We start from the raw sequence: 15,629 nt of genomic DNA, 5'->3' as shown, positions 1-15,629 counted from the left end.
ACGCTCATACATCTTTCCGAGGAATGTCCATGTCTGACCAACGCCACCGGCAACTCAATGAGCAGCTGCGCGATGCCTTGCTCGCGTTCTACCTCACCTACGTGCTGCCTGAAGACACCACCCTGCAAACCCCGGCTCGCAAGCACACAATCAACAACGCCAACGACCTGTACACCTACTGGCTGCTGGATGTGCAAGTCAGTCAGGCAGTGCCTACCAGTCGTGTGGCCAGCGCCATTGCCAGCCTGCAGCAATATATCAACGCCATTTCAGTGGGGCTGGAGCCTGGCTACGACAAACTTGGCATGACAACCAAACAACAAAACACCTGGCGCAACAATCTGCATGCCTATTCGGTTTGGCGTGCGATTCAACAGTTACGCAGCTTTCCGGCCAACTATCTGAACCCGATGTTACGCCGTGATAAAACCGAAAGTTTCCAGCAGCTTGAGAACGACATAAATCAATGTCGAATTAACTCGGACAATATACTGCCTGCCATTCAACGCTACTTGGCCCGATTTGAAGAGATCTGCAGCCTCAAGACCCTGAATGGTTACATTGATGGTGAAAAAGACAGGTTCGCCGAGAGCACTTACTACTTTGTTGCCCGATCAACTGTCGAGAACACTTACTACTGGCGCTCGCTGGATATGTCCAGGCGCTACTTGCATCCCGCCACAGGGGGTGCCCCTGCCCTCAAGCAGGACGCACCACAGCCCGGCGCCTGGTCTGACTGGAAAAAAATACCTCTGCCTGCCTCGGAAAACATCCCGGAGCACAGCGTCCGTCCGATTTGCTTTAACAACCGCCTGTTTGTTGTCTGGGCTCAATGCATATCCCCGGCAGCGGCCAGTTACAGCGCTGATTATTTCTGGTCAGAGCCTGACGAATCGGAAAAAAACTATAAAGCACGCCTGGAAAACTACCTGAAAAGTCGTTTCATTCAGTTCCGCCTTTACTTCTCCTACATGAAATACGATGGCAGCTGGAGCGTGCCACGGGTGTGCAGTGATGAATACTGCGTGATGAAAGAGCTTAACAAACTGGACCAGAACGCCTTGATGCAGGCGACTGAAACAGTGGCAGTGCTGGACACCAGTACTAGCCCGGCATCCTTGTTTTTAGGGCTGAACGCCCATGCTCCGCAAAAGCCCGTCGCCGGCAGGGATCACACCCGCAGCGACTTTTTCCAGGCCGTGAGACTCGACCAGGACTTAAGCAGTGAGCGGTTATTCTCAAGGGGCACAGTGGCAGACCTTAAACCCAACGCTGAACACGAAAAACTGGCAAAACGTTATTTATCCCTGTTCATCTACAACAATTCGCGAAATTTCAATTTCCACGCCCCGACCAGCGAAACCGTCGCAATAACAGACATCGTCAGCAGTACCCCGACCCCGGCATTTACAGGTTGGAACTTCGAGAACAAACAGGCTTATATAAGTGACCAGCACTACCACAGCGATATTGTCTTCAACACCACATCCTGTGCGCTGGAAGTCAACGCCAGGCTTGAAAAAGCATTCCCCGAACAGCAGTCGGTCACCTTCAGGGCGAGTACCAACCGGGCCGAACTTACTCTCCATCTTGCCCTTCTGCGGCCGCTTCCCGGTAGCAGCGGCAAACTCAAGCTGGAACCTAGCTCGCTGCTGACTCTCAAGACCGAACTGATCCCACCCTGCAGCTGGGTATCGGTCTCCATGACCAGTCACAAAACCGGCGTTACCTATTCCAGCCTGATATATAAATTTCCCGACGACGCCCTCAGCGTCGTAAAACCGCAAAGGTTAAGTGCCGTACGCAAAGACTGGAACGTTTCGCTGGAAGGCAGATACATCGAATACGACGCTTTCAATACCTTGTTTGAAAACGCTCATTCCGACCACCGCATTACTCTTCATTTTTACGCCACACTCAATGAGCAAGTGAACAGTCAGAACGACTGGTTATTTGATAGTGTCATTGCCACGTTATATACCCGCCACTACAAGCCCGTGATCATGACTCCACGGGACGAAAACACACCGCACCCTTACAACATCCATCGCAACAACAGCTATATCGTCGGTGAACCCAATACCTCCCGCCGCGCACTCAACGGCGTATTTACAAGCCTGACCCCGGCCCATCTGTTCAGCGCCCATATTCAACTCAATCCTGAAACGCTCCGGCCTGAAGAGGAAGTGAGCAGCATTGCAAGCACGGGTACCCGGCCAATCACGATCCTTCACGGAGTATTGATTTACGACACGGACACACGCCATAACAGCCGCAGCCTGCGAGGTTATGCACTGAAGTCACTGAGACTGAAACTGGATCCCAATAACGCCACCCCCATTACACCTCTGGCGCCCAGAATCTCACGCAGCCCGGCGCAGCCTGAAGGAACAGCCGAGTTTATCGACTTCAGCGGCTCCCTTCTCAAGTACAGCGATGTGGCTTCACCGAGAACCCTTCGTGCGCCGATCCACATGAACACCACTATTGGCAGACACCTGAGCGCCGCCGCCAATGTCAGTCTCGACCGGCTGTTTACGATAGCCACAAATCAATCGCACGAACCGGCGCTTACCAGCAATGCCAAGCCCCACTCCCTGGATTTTCATGGCGCCCATGGCAAGTATTTCCGGGAGTTGTTCCTCTTCCTTCCTTGGCTGGTGGCCTGCCGATTGAACATGGAGCAGCGTTATGCCGAGGCCCAATCCTGGCTCAAATACATCTTCGATCCAGAAAGCAGGGCAACTGAACCGCAGCAACACTCAAGATATTGGAAAGTGCCGGCCCTGACCCAGGACAAATCAGAGCCGGGTTACCAGCAGGACAACCCGGACGATCCGCACCAGATAGCCCTCAGTAGCCCGTCCTGTTTCCGCCAAGCGTTATATATGTTGTACCTGGACATCCTGCTCAATCGCGGCGATGCCGCTTATCGTCAAGCCAGTGCCGATCGCCTGGCAGAGGCCAAGCTCTGGTACGTTCGGGCCAGTAGCCTGCTGGGGCCAAGGCCGCAAATCAGCCGAGCCGATCCCTGGCAACCCTTAACCCTGCAGGATCTGGGCGCATCAAGCCAGAGCACCCTGTACCTGCCCCTGAATCCGGATCTGGTGTCACGCTGGGACAAACTTGAAAGTCGTCTCTACAACCTTCGACATCACCTCAGTATCAGCGCAAAACCCTTGCAACAGGCACTGTTCGCACCCGCGCTGGCTCCGCACCTGCTGTTGAGCCACTACGCCCACAATGCCAGCTCTGACCCATTGTCTGCGACCCGCCAACAAACCAGGGAAATCGGCCATTATCGCTACCAGGTTGTCCATGCCCATGCCGCGACCCTGGTCGAGAATGTCATCCAGCTCGGTAATACCCTGCTTGTGCTGTTCGAGCGCAAAGAGCAGAACGAGCACCTTCAGTTACAGCAACAACATGCCTGGGACCTCGCCAGAATCGCCGTCGATCAACAACGTCAGGGCATGCGGGCTGACGAAGCCAACCGCGAGGCGCTGCTGGCCGGTCGCCAGGTACTGGTAAGCCGCCAGCAGTATTTCGAAAAACTGCTCAATGAGGGTATCTCTCCAGCCGAAGCACAGGCCAGCCAGCAATATCTTGAAAGCGCACAGTGGGAAACCAAAGCATCCGTAGCCGAGGCTGCTGCAGGGCTGGCGATGCTGGCACCCAATATTTTCGGCACCTCCAACGGCGGGATGCGCTATGAAGGCGCCTTTTATGCGATTCAGGCTGCGGCCCGAAATATGGCTAATGAGAAACGCGCCAATGCCGGTCATCTGGATCGTACAGCGCTGTTCAACCGCCGCGTCCAGGAGTGGTCCCAGGCCCTGGAGCAGTGCCGTCAGGAGCTCATTCAGGCCGACTTGCAACTGCAGGCCCACGAACAGCAGAACACGGTGCTGCGCTTGCAACTCAGACACACGGAAACAGCTATGGAGCAGGCCAGATTCACCTACGAGGTGCTCAGCAAGCATTTTTCCAGCGCACAGTTGTATCAGTGGCTCAATAGTCATCTGGCTTCTTTCTACTATCAGGCCTACGACGCAGCCCATTCGTTGTGCTTGAGCGCACAGGCATGCTGGCAATTTGAACGTGCGGACTGGAGCACTCGTTTTATCCAAAGCAGCCACTGGCACAATCAATTCAAGGGGCTGACCGCAGGCGAGTCGCTCAAGCTCGACCTGCAGAACATGAATACTGCCTATATGCAACGTAACCAGCGTGAACTGGAAATCAGCAAAACCCTGTCCTTGCGCCTGTTGCATGGCAAGGATCGGGTGCCCACGCTGAACAAGGACTGGGCGTCGCTGAAGCACGAAATGATCGTCAATGGCACCGTGGATTTTGAGTTGAGCAAGGCGCTGTTCGACGACGACTACCCCGGTCATTACCTGCGCCGGATAAAAAGCGTCAGCGTCTCGCTGCCTGCCACGCTCGGACCTTATGAAGACATTTGCGCGACCCTGACCCAGACCTGGAACCGAACCCACCTGTCTGCAAAAGACGACGATATGCTCGACAACATGCGGGTCAGGGAGCAGGTCGCACTGTCCACAGGGCTCAATGACAGCGGCCTGTTCACCCTCAACTTCGATAATGACGAACGCTATCTGCCCTTCGAGTACACCGGGGCAGTGTCCAGATGGCGACTGGCGTTTCCCAACCCTGCAGCCCAGTCATCCATGCTCAATTCCCTCAGCGACATCATCGTACATGTGCGCTACACCGCGAGAAGCGCAGGAGGTCAGGGATGACGACTCAACAACACGGCACAGGCGAGGTGCAAACACCGTCCTTGCCCAAGGGCGGAGGCGCAATACACAGTATCGGCACCACATGGGGAGCCGTCGGTATGACCGGTGCGGCCTCGTTCGAGGTTCCCCTGCCACTGTCGCCGGGCCGGGGTTTCGACCCGGCCATCAGCCTGACTTACAACAGTGCCCTGGGTAATGGCCCGTTCGGAATCGGTTGGGCAGCCTTCGCTGGCTCGATTGCACGCAGCACGCTCAAGGGCGTACCCGCCTATGACAGTGAGGATGTATTTATCGGTCCGTCAGGTACGGAACTGCTCCCCGAACGGACAGCCCAAGGCATGCTGCAAACCCGTTCCAGCAGCCGTTTCAACGGACTTCAACTGAACACCACCTACACTGTGGTGCGCTACCTGCCACGCCACGAAACCACTTTCGATCGCATTGAACACTGGTCATCGACGTCAGACACCGCAGGGTTCTGGCTGGTCCAGGGCGCAGACGGCAACCTGCACCTGTTTGGCAAAACGCACGCGGCCCGCATCGCCGATCCACAGGCGCCTGCCCATGTTGCCCAATGGCTGCTTGAGGAAAGCCTCAACCCCCACGGCGAGCAGATCTACTATCAGTACAAGGCTGACACCCGGGGCAGTGGCCCTCGAGACTACAGCGCCCAGCGCTACCTTGCCCGTATCGGCTACACCAATATCGTGCCCAGGGAGCATCTGGAACTGTGGACAGTTGAAACCCCGGCGCAAAAACAATGGCATTTTGAATTGCTCTTTGACTACGGCGAACGCACAACTGATCTGACTCGCCTCCCTTCCTATGGGGTGCAACAACCATGGCCGGAACGCAGTGATCCAATGTGTAACTATGCCTATGGCTTTGAACTGGCGAGCCGGCGTCTTTGCCGGCAAGTCCTGATGTTCCACTACTTTCCTGAAGAGCCTGCAATGGGCCGCGAACCGGTGTTGACCCGCCGGCTGCTGCTGGAGTACATGACCACCGCAACCGCAGGCAGCCTGTTGCAGGCCCTGCACAGCCAGGCCTGCGATGCCAGCGCAAAGATCTGCCACTGGCCGCCCCTGGAGCTGACTTACAGCGACTTCCAGTTAACTGGCATGCCTTCAGGCTATCAACGCTTTGACGCTTTGGACGGTATCAACGACAACCAGCGCTATCAACTGGTTGACCTCTACAACGACGGCTTGCCGGGAGTGCTCTGGCGCTCTGACAAAAGCTGGTACTACCGCGAACCCGTCCGGGCTGCCAACCCGGTCGAGCCTGATGACGTCGCCTATGGCCCGCTGCAAATGCTGGAGCGTATCCCGGTGGCACAGCAGACCGGTGCGCTGTACCAGTCCCTGGCGGACCTCAATGGCGACGGCCAGCTGGAGTGGATCATCGCCCAGCCGGGCATGAGTGGCTTTTTCACCCTGGAAAACGACCGGAGCTGGGCAAACTTCGCGCCTTTTGCAGCATTGCCGCAGGAGTTCTTCCAGCCGACAGCCCAGCTCGCCGACCTGATGGGTAACGGTATTGACGACCTGGCGCTGATTGGCCGCAACAGTGTGCGGCTCTATCGCAACAAGGGCTCGCAGGGTTTTGCCCCTGCCGCGGACATGCCGCATCCCGATAACGATCTGCCACTGCCCGGCAATAGCGAAACTGAACTGATGGCGTTCAGCGATCTGCTGGGCAGTGGCCAGCAACACCTGGTGCGCATTCGTCATGATGAAATCAAGTGCTGGCCAAATCTGGGCCGGGGCCGATTTGGCAAAGGGTTCGTATTCGCCACCCTGCCCTTCACCTACGCCGAATTCGAGGCCTCGCGAGTACTGCTGGCCGATCTGGATGGCTCCGGCGCCAGTGACCTGATCTACCTTCAGCCCGATCGGGCACTGATTTTCATGAACCTCTGCGGCAACGGCCTGCAAGCCGTGCCGACAGCGCTGCCCTGGCCCGAGGGGGTCAGGCATGACCGCTTTTGCCAGGTCAGTGTGGCCGACCTGCAAGGGCTGGGCTGTACCAGCCTGATCCTCTCCGTCCTTCTCCCTTCAGCCCGTCACTGGCGATACGAATTTGTTCGGCAAAAACCCTATTTGTTGATCGGTACCGACAACAATATGGGAGCCTCAGGCCGGGTTACCTACCGCAGCAGTGCCCAGGAGTGGCTGGACGAAAAACCGCAACGGACACAGCGCACCGGTGGCCTGCCATTTGCGCTGCATCTGGTCAGCGAGCAGCAACAGCTGGATCAGATCAGCGGCAATCAACTGACCCAACGCTTCACTTACAGGGAAGGTTTCTACGACAGTCTCGAACGCAAGTTCCAGGGCTTCGGTTTGCTGATGGCAACCGACACCGAGGGCCCTGCCGGCCAGAAACTCGACAAGGCAGCAACCGCACCCTTGCTGCGCAAGACCTGGTTTCACACCGGAAAAGCCCTTGATATGCCGCAGGACCAATACTGGGCGGGCGACAGGTTGGCCCTTGCGCCAGGCAACACACTGCTGACCCGCCTGGAAGCCGATAAGGAGCAAGACAGCGTACTGCCACCGCCTGCTTCCGGGCGCAGGATGGCTCTGGCACTGAGCGGGCTGGTACTGCGTGAAGAAGTGTTTGCGGCCGATGACCCGGAATCGTCACGAGTGCCTTTTACCGTCAGCCAGTACCGCTATATGCTGCGTCAATTGCAGACGCCCGAATCCCTGCTGGTACTTGCCCTGGAGTCACGGGTCTACCGCCACGAGCGCGAGGCAACCGACCCCGCCTGCCAGCACATCATCAATCTGCGCCGGGATCGTTATGGCAGCCTGACACACGGGGTAACCATAAATTACGCCCGGCGCAAGCGCGCATCCGACCTGCCGCCATTCGATGAGCACCATCACCAGACCTGGTGGCGCGATACCCACGATCCGGCCCAGCAGATGCACTACATCAGTGAAATCCGGGCGCAGTTCATTCATCTGGACAATCCTCAACGCTGGCGCCTGCAACTGCCTTACCGGCAACGCAGCAATGCACTGGTGCTTGAAAAAGAAGCCCTCAACAGCGCGCATACCAGCTATGAACTGTTAATCGGCAACACCGCTGACAACCCTGTGCGACCGCAGGCACAGCGCACTCTGGGGGGGTTGTCCGTGCAATATTACTGCCTGGCGCAGAGTGACGCCCCGTTACCGGCGGGCCAGGCCAGCTTTCAGGCGCTGACGGCCTTCAAAGAGTCGGCCGAACTCGACGACCAGGCACTTGCCGCCTACGACGATGTACCTGCACTGCCCGGAGGAACCCCGTTCGACCTGGCCAGCACCCTCGTCCAGGAGCATTACCATCCCATGAGACTGTTCCTGCCTGAGCCAACAGACACCCACGCAGCGCCAGCCCTGTGGTCACTCAAACAGGGCTTTACCCGTTACACCGACGTGCATGGTTTCTACCGGGCCAATCAGTTGCGAGCCTCTGAAAGCCACTCAGCGACCACACTCACCCATGACCGTTACGGTTGCCATATCGCCGCAGTAACGGCCGTGGACGGTTGCAGCACCCAAGCCGTCTATGACTACCGGTTAATGTTGCCCATCGAAATCACCGACCCCCAGGGGACTGTTCGGCAAGCGCGCTACGATGCATTCGGCCAGTTGCAAGTAACCAGTGTTTACGGCCAGGAAAATGGCAAACCAACAGGGTTCGCCCCGCTGACGGACTACAGGCGCCCAGCCAATGACAGCCCCGCTTTTGCCATCGACAACCCTCAAACAGCGCTGCTCGATGCTGCCAGCGCCTGCTTCCACGCCCCTTTCAACTGGATGGGCCACATCCCGGCAGCCCCCCCGGGCACACAATGGGTAACGCAGGGATATCTGACTCCGGACGGATATATTCGTGCCAGCGGCCGCATGCGCCTGGCAACACTGGACATGAGCATCACGGCGAATCGCCAACTGAACGAACAGATCCTCCAGGCACGCCGCGAACCGGTCTATGCCGCTGTGCTGCAAGCCGATAACTACCCGTCGAGCGACGACAGCGTTAACCGGCAAATCCGGATCAGCCTGACGTTCACCGATGGCTTTGGACGTGAGCTGCAAACCAAGCAGAAAACCTCGGCGGGTGAAGCGTATGTGGTTGCCCCGTCGGGGCGACTGAGCCTTGACAGTGACGGCAAGCCCCTGCGTGCGTTCAGCGAACATCGCTGGCGGGTCAGCGGCAGGGTCGAATACAACAACAAGGGCCTGGCCATTCGAAACTATCGGCCTTACTTCGCCGATCACTATCGCTTTATCGATGATGAAGCCCGGCGCAAGGATGGCTACTGCGATCAGCTGTTCTATGACCCGTTGGGCCGTATGACGAGCAAGCTCAACGCCAGGGGGCATCTAAGCCGCCAGACCCATTGCACCTGGTACAGCATCAGCGAAGATGAAAACGACACCTGGGAGCCTGGTTCAAGCTGAACAAACCACATCGCGATGCAAGCCCGGGCCCGGAGCACAATAGTCATCCTCCAGGCTTGCACGCGAGGGCATCATCAGTGCGGGTTACGCACCCCGACCACCAGATAGCGCGGCCCGCCAAGGTGGCGAAACATCAACCGCATGGAGCCGCGCCTGGGGTTCGTCCCCAGCACGCTGCCGGTGGTATGCCAGCGTGCGCACAGTTGAGCCCCGGGAATCGAAGGCCGTGAGTAAGGGTGTGAATCGATGAAGGGAAGACATGGATGCGTGACCTGACTGGCACAAAGACGCACGCAGCTAGGCAAGCAATCAGCGTGGCAGGTGGTACATATTGGTTATTATTACCCGTCGTGCAACACACCCTACGCTGGCAATAACACAGAATTTAATTGATAGTTTCCTAACAAAAAGCGCAGGCTAGAGAGCTTGGTAACGCTTTGTATCATTCCGGATGATATTGATCTTCGCTGGGTTCGATTCGTGCGCCAGCACTCGCGCCAGCATTATCCGCCCATCTCAATAGATCGGCGGACTCCCCTCATGGAACAGTCACTTAAACATTTGCGCTTCCCACTTGCGGCCCTGGCCATTGTGGTGATGAGCGCATGCGGCAAAACTCCCCAAGCGACTGCTCCGGCTCCAGCTGCAAAAGTCAGTGTGGCCAAGGTGCTTGAACAGCCGGTCAACGAATGGGATGAATTCACCGGTCGCCTGGAAGCTCCAGAGACTGTAGAAATTCGTCCACGCGTGTCGGGCCAGATTGATCAGGTCGCCTTTACCGAGGGCGCCCTGGTGAAAAAGGGCGACTTGCTGTTCCAGATCGACCCGCGCCCGTTCCAGGCCACCGTGCGTCAGCTTGAAGCCCAGGTGCAACAGGCCCGCGCCAATGCCAGCCGTACCGACAACGAAGCCCAGCGCGGCGAACGTCTGCGCCAGAGCAATGCCATTTCGGCAGAGCTGGCCGACTCGCGCACCACCGCTGCCCAGCAAGCCCGTGCCGGCGTCGCGGCCATCCAGGCAGAACTGGACCTGGCCAAACTCAACCTGAGCTTTACCCGCGTCACTGCACCGATCAGTGGCCGCGTCAGCCGTGCCGAAATCACTGCGGGCAACATCGTCACCGCCGATGTCACGCCGCTGACCAGCCTGGTGTCCACTGACAAGGTGTACGCCTACTTCGACGCTGACGAGCGTGTGTTCCTCAAGTACAACCAGCTTGCCCGTCAGGGTCAACGCGGCCAGACCACACCGGTGTACCTGGGCCTGTCCAACGAAGACGGCAACCCGCATCTGGGCCAGATGAACTTCGTCGACAACCGGGTCAACCCGCAAACCGGCACCATCCGTGGCCGCGCCGTGTTCGACAACGCCGACGGCAGCTTTACCCCCGGCCTGTATGCACGCCTGAAACTGGTCGGTAGCGCCACCTACTCCGCCGTGTTGATCAATGAAGAAGCCGTGGGCACCGACCTGGGCAAGAAATTCGTGCTGGTGATGGACGCCGACAACAAGTCGACCTACCGCGCCGTGGACCTGGGCCCGAAAATCGAAGGCCTGCGCATTGTTCGCAGCGGTTTGAACAAGGGCGACACCATTATCGTCAAGGGCCTGCAGAAAGTGCGCCCCGGCTCGCCGGTAACGCCTGAAGTGATCCCGATGGCCAACGAACAGACCCTCGCCGCCCTGGCACAACAACGACAAGCCCTGGAAGCCAGCAACCTGCCACAAATCAAGCCCGCCACTGGCGCGCCGAAGTTGGCCAGCGTCGCGACTCCTCGCGGTTAAGGGACGATAACTCCGATGAATTTTTCCCAGTTCTTTATTCAGCGGCCGATTTTCGCCGCTGTGCTTTCCTTGCTTATCCTGATTGCGGGCGGCATTTCGCTGTTCCAGTTACCGATCAGCGAATACCCTGAAGTGGTTCCGCCTACCGTTGTGGTGCGCGCCAACTTCCCCGGTGCCAACCCCAAGGTGATCGGTGACACCGTGGCCGCACCACTGGAGCAGGCCATCACCGGTGTCGAGAACATGCTGTATATGTCTTCGCAGTCCACCGCTGACGGCAAGATCACCCTGACCATCACCTTTGCCCTGGGCACGGACCTGGACAACGCCCAGGTGCAGGTGCAAAACCGGGTGACGCGCACCCAGCCCAAACTGCCGGAAGAAGTGACGCGCATCGGCATCACGGTGGACAAAGCCTCGCCAGACCTGACCATGGTTGTGCACTTGACCTCGCCGGACAAGCGCTACGACATGCTCTACCTGTCCAACTACGCCATCCTCAATATCAAGGATGAGCTGGCGCGCCTCAACGGTATTGGCGATGTGCAGATGTTCGGCATGGGCGATTACTCGCTGCGGGTATGGCTCGATCCAAACAAAACTGCCTCGCGCAACCTGACAGCCACTGATGTAGTGACCGCCATTCGCGAGCAAAACCGCCAGGTGGCTGCCGGTGCCCTCGGTGCCCCGCCCGCCCCCAATGCCACCAGCTTCCAGCTGTCGGTCAACACCCAGGGCCGCCTGGTCACTGAGGAGGAGTTCGAGAACATCATCATCCGCTCCGGTGATGATGGCCAGATCACCCGCCTCAAGGACATTGCCCGGGTTGAGCTGGGCTCCAGCCAGTACGCCTTGCGTTCCTTGCTGAACAACCAGCCGGCGGTGGCGATCCCGATCTTCCAGCGTCCGGGTTCCAACGCCATCCAGATCTCCAATGACGTTCGCGCCAAGATGGCCGAGCTGAAAAAGAACTTCCCGGAGGGCATGGATTTCGACATCGTTTACGACCCGACCATCTTTGTTCGTGGTTCGATTGAAGCGGTAGTCCACACCCTGTTTGAAGCCCTGATCCTGGTAGTACTGGTTGTAATCCTGTTCCTGCAAACCTGGCGCGCTTCGATTATCCCGCTGGTCGCTGTGCCCGTATCGCTGATCGGTACGTTTGCAGTGATGCATATGTTTGGCTTCTCGCTCAACGCTTTGTCCCTGTTCGGACTGGTGCTGGCCATCGGTATCGTGGTGGACGATGCGATTGTGGTGGTGGAGAACGTCGAGCGAAATATCGAGCTGGGGCTTAACCCCGTCGATGCAACCAAGCGGGCCATGCGCGAAGTAACCGGACCGATCATTGCCACCGCGCTGGTACTGTGTGCGGTGTTTATCCCGGCCGCATTCATTTCGGGCCTGACCGGCCAGTTTTACAAGCAATTTGCCCTGACCATTGCCATTTCGACGGTGATCTCGGCTTTCAACTCGCTGACCCTGTCCCCTGCACTGGCAGCAGTATTGCTTAAAGGCCATCATGCGCCGAAAGACCGCTTCACTCGTCTGCTGGACCGTATGTTCGGTGGCTGGTTGTTCGGCCCGTTCAACCGCTTCTTCGTCAAGGCCAGTAACGGCTATGTCGGTACCGTGCGACGGATCATCCGTGGCAGCGGCATCGCCATGCTGGTTTACGCAGGTTTGATGGTGCTGACCTGGGCTGGCTTTGCCCACACGCCCACCGGCTTTGTACCACCGCAAGACAAGCAATACCTGGTGGCCTTCGCCCAACTGCCGGACGCCGCGAGCCTGGACCGCACAGAAGCGGTGATAAAACGCATGTCCGAAATTGCTCTCAAGCAACCTGGCGTTGCCAACTCGGTGGCCTTCCCCGGCCTGTCGATCAACGGTTTTACCAACAGCCCGAACAGCGGCATCGTGTTCACCCCGCTCAAGCCGTTTGATGAACGCAAGGACCCAAGTCAGTCGGCAGCGGCGATTGCCGCCGCGTTGAACGCACAGTTTGCCGACATTCAGGACGCCTATATCGCCATCTTCCCGCCGCCGCCGGTACAGGGGCTGGGCACCATTGGCGGTTTCCGCCTGCAAGTCGAAGACCGCAGTGGTCTGGGCTATGACGAGCTGTACAAAGAAGTGCAGAACGTGATTGCCAAGAGCCATAACGTGCCGGAACTGGCCGGGTTGTTCACCAGCTATCAGGTCAACGTGCCGCAAGTCGATGCCGCTATCGACCGCGAAAAGGCCAAGACCCACGGCGTTGCCATCAGCGACATCTTCGATACCCTGCAGATCTACCTGGGTTCGCTGTATGCCAACGATTTCAACCGCTTCGGTCGGACTTATCAGGTGAATGTGCAGGCCGAGCAGCAGTTCCGTCTCGAACCCGAGCAGATCGGCCAGCTGAAGGTGCGTAACAACAAGGGCGAAATGATCCCGCTGGCGACCTTTATCAAGGTCAGCGACACCGCAGGTCCTGACCGCGTGATGCACTACAACGGCTTTGTCACCGCTGAAATCAACGGCGGCGCAGCACCGGGTTACAGCTCGGGCCAGGCCGAGGCGGCGATGGAAAAACTGCTCAAGGAAGAACTGCCCAACGGCATGACCTACGAATGGACTGAGCTGACCTATCAGCAAATCCTCTCAGGCAATACCGCGTTGTTCGTGTTCCCGCTCTGTGTACTGCTGGCATTCCTGGTACTGGCTGCCCAGTACGAAAGCTGGAGCCTGCCATTGGCGGTGATCCTGATCGTGCCCATGACCCTGCTTTCAGCCATTACCGGGGTGATTATCTCGGGGGGTGACAACAACATCTTCACCCAGATCGGCCTGATCGTACTGGTGGGGCTGGCGTGCAAGAACGCGATTCTGATCGTCGAGTTTGCCAAGGACAAACAGGAAGAAGGCCTCGACCCGCTGGCAGCGGTGCTGGAAGCCTGCCGTCTGCGTCTGCGGCCGATTCTGATGACCTCCTTCGCCTTCATCATGGGTGTGGTGCCTCTGGTGCTGTCCAGCGGTGCCGGTGCAGAGATGCGCCATGCGATGGGTGTTGCGGTGTTCTCCGGGATGCTCGGGGTGACCTTCTTCGGCCTGCTGCTGACGCCGGTGTTCTATGTATTGATTCGCCGCTATGTAGAGCGCAGTGAAGCGCGCAAAGCGGCCAAGCACCTCACGTTGGAGTCGCAACAATGAGCGTGAAAGTTTTTCTGCCGAGCCTGTTGGTGCTGGCCCTGAGCGCTTGCGCCGTGGGCCCGGACTACAAGACCCCGGCCACGGCCCCGGCACAGATCAGTGCCGACACCCTCAAGGGCTTTGACCGGGCACATTTTGAAGGGATCTGGTGGCAACAGTTTGACGATCCGACCCTCAACCAGCTGGTGACCCAGTCTCTGGCTGGCAACCGCGAGCTGCGCGTGGCATTTGCCCGCCTGCGGGCGGCCCGGGCGATTCGCGATGATGTCAGCAACGACATCATGCCGACCATCACCAGCCGCGCCAGCAGCGATGTGGGCAAGGGCCAGATTCCGGGCACCACCGAGAAGCGCGTCAACAGTGAGCGCTACGACCTGGGCCTGGACATGGCCTGGGAAATCGACTTGTTTGGCCGTATCCAGCGCGAGCTGGAGGCCAGCGATGCCGACGAGCAGGCGGCTGCGGCCGATCTGTATCAACTGCAAGTGACCATGATTGCCGAACTGGTGGATGCCTATGGTGAACTACGGGGTGCACAGCTGCGCGAGCGCATCGCCCTGGATAACCTGAAAAACCAGCAGGACTCCAAGGCCATCACTGAAAGCCTGCGTGACGCCGGAGTTGGCGATCAGCTGGACGTGGTGCGCGCTGACGCCCGCCTTGCCTCGGTTGAAGCCAGCGTGCCGCAATTGCAGGCCGAGCAGGTGCGCGAGCGCAATCGTATCGCCACCTTGCTGGGCCAGCGACCTGAGCAATTGAGCGTGGATCTGAGCCCCAAACAGCTACCGGCCATTGCCAAGGCGCTGAATATCGGCAATCCCGGCGACCTGCTGCAACGACGCCCGGACATCATGAGTGCCGAGCGCAAGCTGGCAGCGGCGACGGCCCGTATCGGCGTGGCCAAGGCCGACCTGTTCCCGCGGGTCAGCCTTAGCGGTTTCCTCGGTTTTACTGCCGGGCGTGGCTCGCAAATCGGTTCAGCAGCAGCCAATGCCTGGGCACTGGGCCCACGCATTACCTGGCCTGCATTTGACCTGGGCAGCGTGCGGGCACGACTGCGCGGTGCCGATGCAGAGGCCGATGGCGCCCTGGCCAGTTACGAGCAGCAAGTACTGCTGGCGCTGGAAGAGTCGGAAAACGCCTTCAGTGACTACGGCAAACGCCAACAGCGCTTGCTGTCGTTAATACGTCAAAGTGAGTCAAGTCGTACAGCAGCTGACCTCGCAGCCATTCGCTATCGCGAAGGCACGGTGGACTTTCTGGTGCTGCTCGATGCCCAGCGCGAGCGTCTTGCGGCAGAAGACAGCCAGGCCCAGGCCGAGGTTGAGCTGTATCGCGGCGTAGTGGCTATTTACAAAGCATTGGGCGGCGGCTGGCAAGCCGAGACTGTCGCCAGCGCGCACTGATTCAACGAGCTCCTTTGGTT

5 protein-coding genes are annotated in these 15,629 nt (G+C 58.5%); all 5 read left to right on the top strand.

Translation table 11 applies throughout. The features are described from left to right. The first annotated feature begins 29 nt into the window (after positions 1–29). The 5 genes from GHN92_RS18965 to GHN92_RS18945 all read left to right on the top strand — a co-directional run bounded on the left by GHN92_RS18965 (position 30) and on the right by GHN92_RS18945 (position 15,609). The gene (locus tag GHN92_RS18965) at positions 30–4,763 is read left to right on the top strand and encodes a neuraminidase-like domain-containing protein (RefSeq protein WP_153380810.1); all 4,734 of its coding nucleotides are present in this window, start codon (positions 30–32) and stop codon (positions 4,761–4,763) included. Next, the gene (locus GHN92_RS18960; RefSeq protein WP_153380808.1) at positions 4,760–9,223 is read left to right on the top strand and encodes a SpvB/TcaC N-terminal domain-containing protein; all 4,464 of its coding nucleotides are present in this window, start codon (positions 4,760–4,762) and stop codon (positions 9,221–9,223) included. Before GHN92_RS18965 ends, GHN92_RS18960 begins: the two co-directional genes overlap by 4 nt. A gap of 540 nt (positions 9,224–9,763) precedes the next feature. Further along, a complete protein-coding gene (mexE, locus tag GHN92_RS18955; protein WP_095000340.1) occupies positions 9,764–11,008 on the top strand; it encodes a multidrug efflux RND transporter periplasmic adaptor subunit MexE in 1,245 nt (414 codons plus the stop codon). A 15-nt stretch (positions 11,009–11,023) separates the two neighbouring features. Continuing rightward, a complete protein-coding gene (locus tag GHN92_RS18950; protein WP_095000341.1) occupies positions 11,024–14,203 on the top strand; it encodes an efflux RND transporter permease subunit in 3,180 nt (1,059 codons plus the stop codon). Next, on the top strand, positions 14,200–15,609 hold the full coding sequence (locus tag GHN92_RS18945; RefSeq protein ID WP_133144558.1) for an efflux transporter outer membrane subunit: 1,410 nt from the start codon (positions 14,200–14,202) through the stop codon (positions 15,607–15,609). The genes GHN92_RS18950 and GHN92_RS18945 overlap by 4 nt, the downstream gene beginning before the upstream one ends. Positions 15,610–15,629: the final 20 nt, after the last annotated feature.

This window comes from Pseudomonas sp. FSL R10-2964 (genome assembly GCF_009600035.1).
GTDB lineage: Bacteria > Pseudomonadota > Gammaproteobacteria > Pseudomonadales > Pseudomonadaceae > Aquipseudomonas > Aquipseudomonas bubulae.
This window is presented reverse-complemented; position numbering and strand designations above follow the sequence as displayed.

What these genes read in the sequence shown, in the direction of transcription:
- mexE (WP_095000340.1), top strand. Translation starts at nt 9,764, where the DNA reads ATGGAACAGTCACTTAAACATTTGCGCTTCCCACTTGCGGCCCTGGCC.
- GHN92_RS18965 (WP_153380810.1), top strand. Translation starts at nt 30, where the DNA reads ATGTCTGACCAACGCCACCGGCAACTCAATGAGCAGCTGCGCGATGCC.
- GHN92_RS18950 (WP_095000341.1), top strand. Translation starts at nt 11,024, where the DNA reads ATGAATTTTTCCCAGTTCTTTATTCAGCGGCCGATTTTCGCCGCTGTG.
- GHN92_RS18960 (WP_153380808.1), top strand. Translation starts at nt 4,760, where the DNA reads ATGACGACTCAACAACACGGCACAGGCGAGGTGCAAACACCGTCCTTG.
- GHN92_RS18945 (WP_133144558.1), top strand. Translation starts at nt 14,200, where the DNA reads ATGAGCGTGAAAGTTTTTCTGCCGAGCCTGTTGGTGCTGGCCCTGAGC.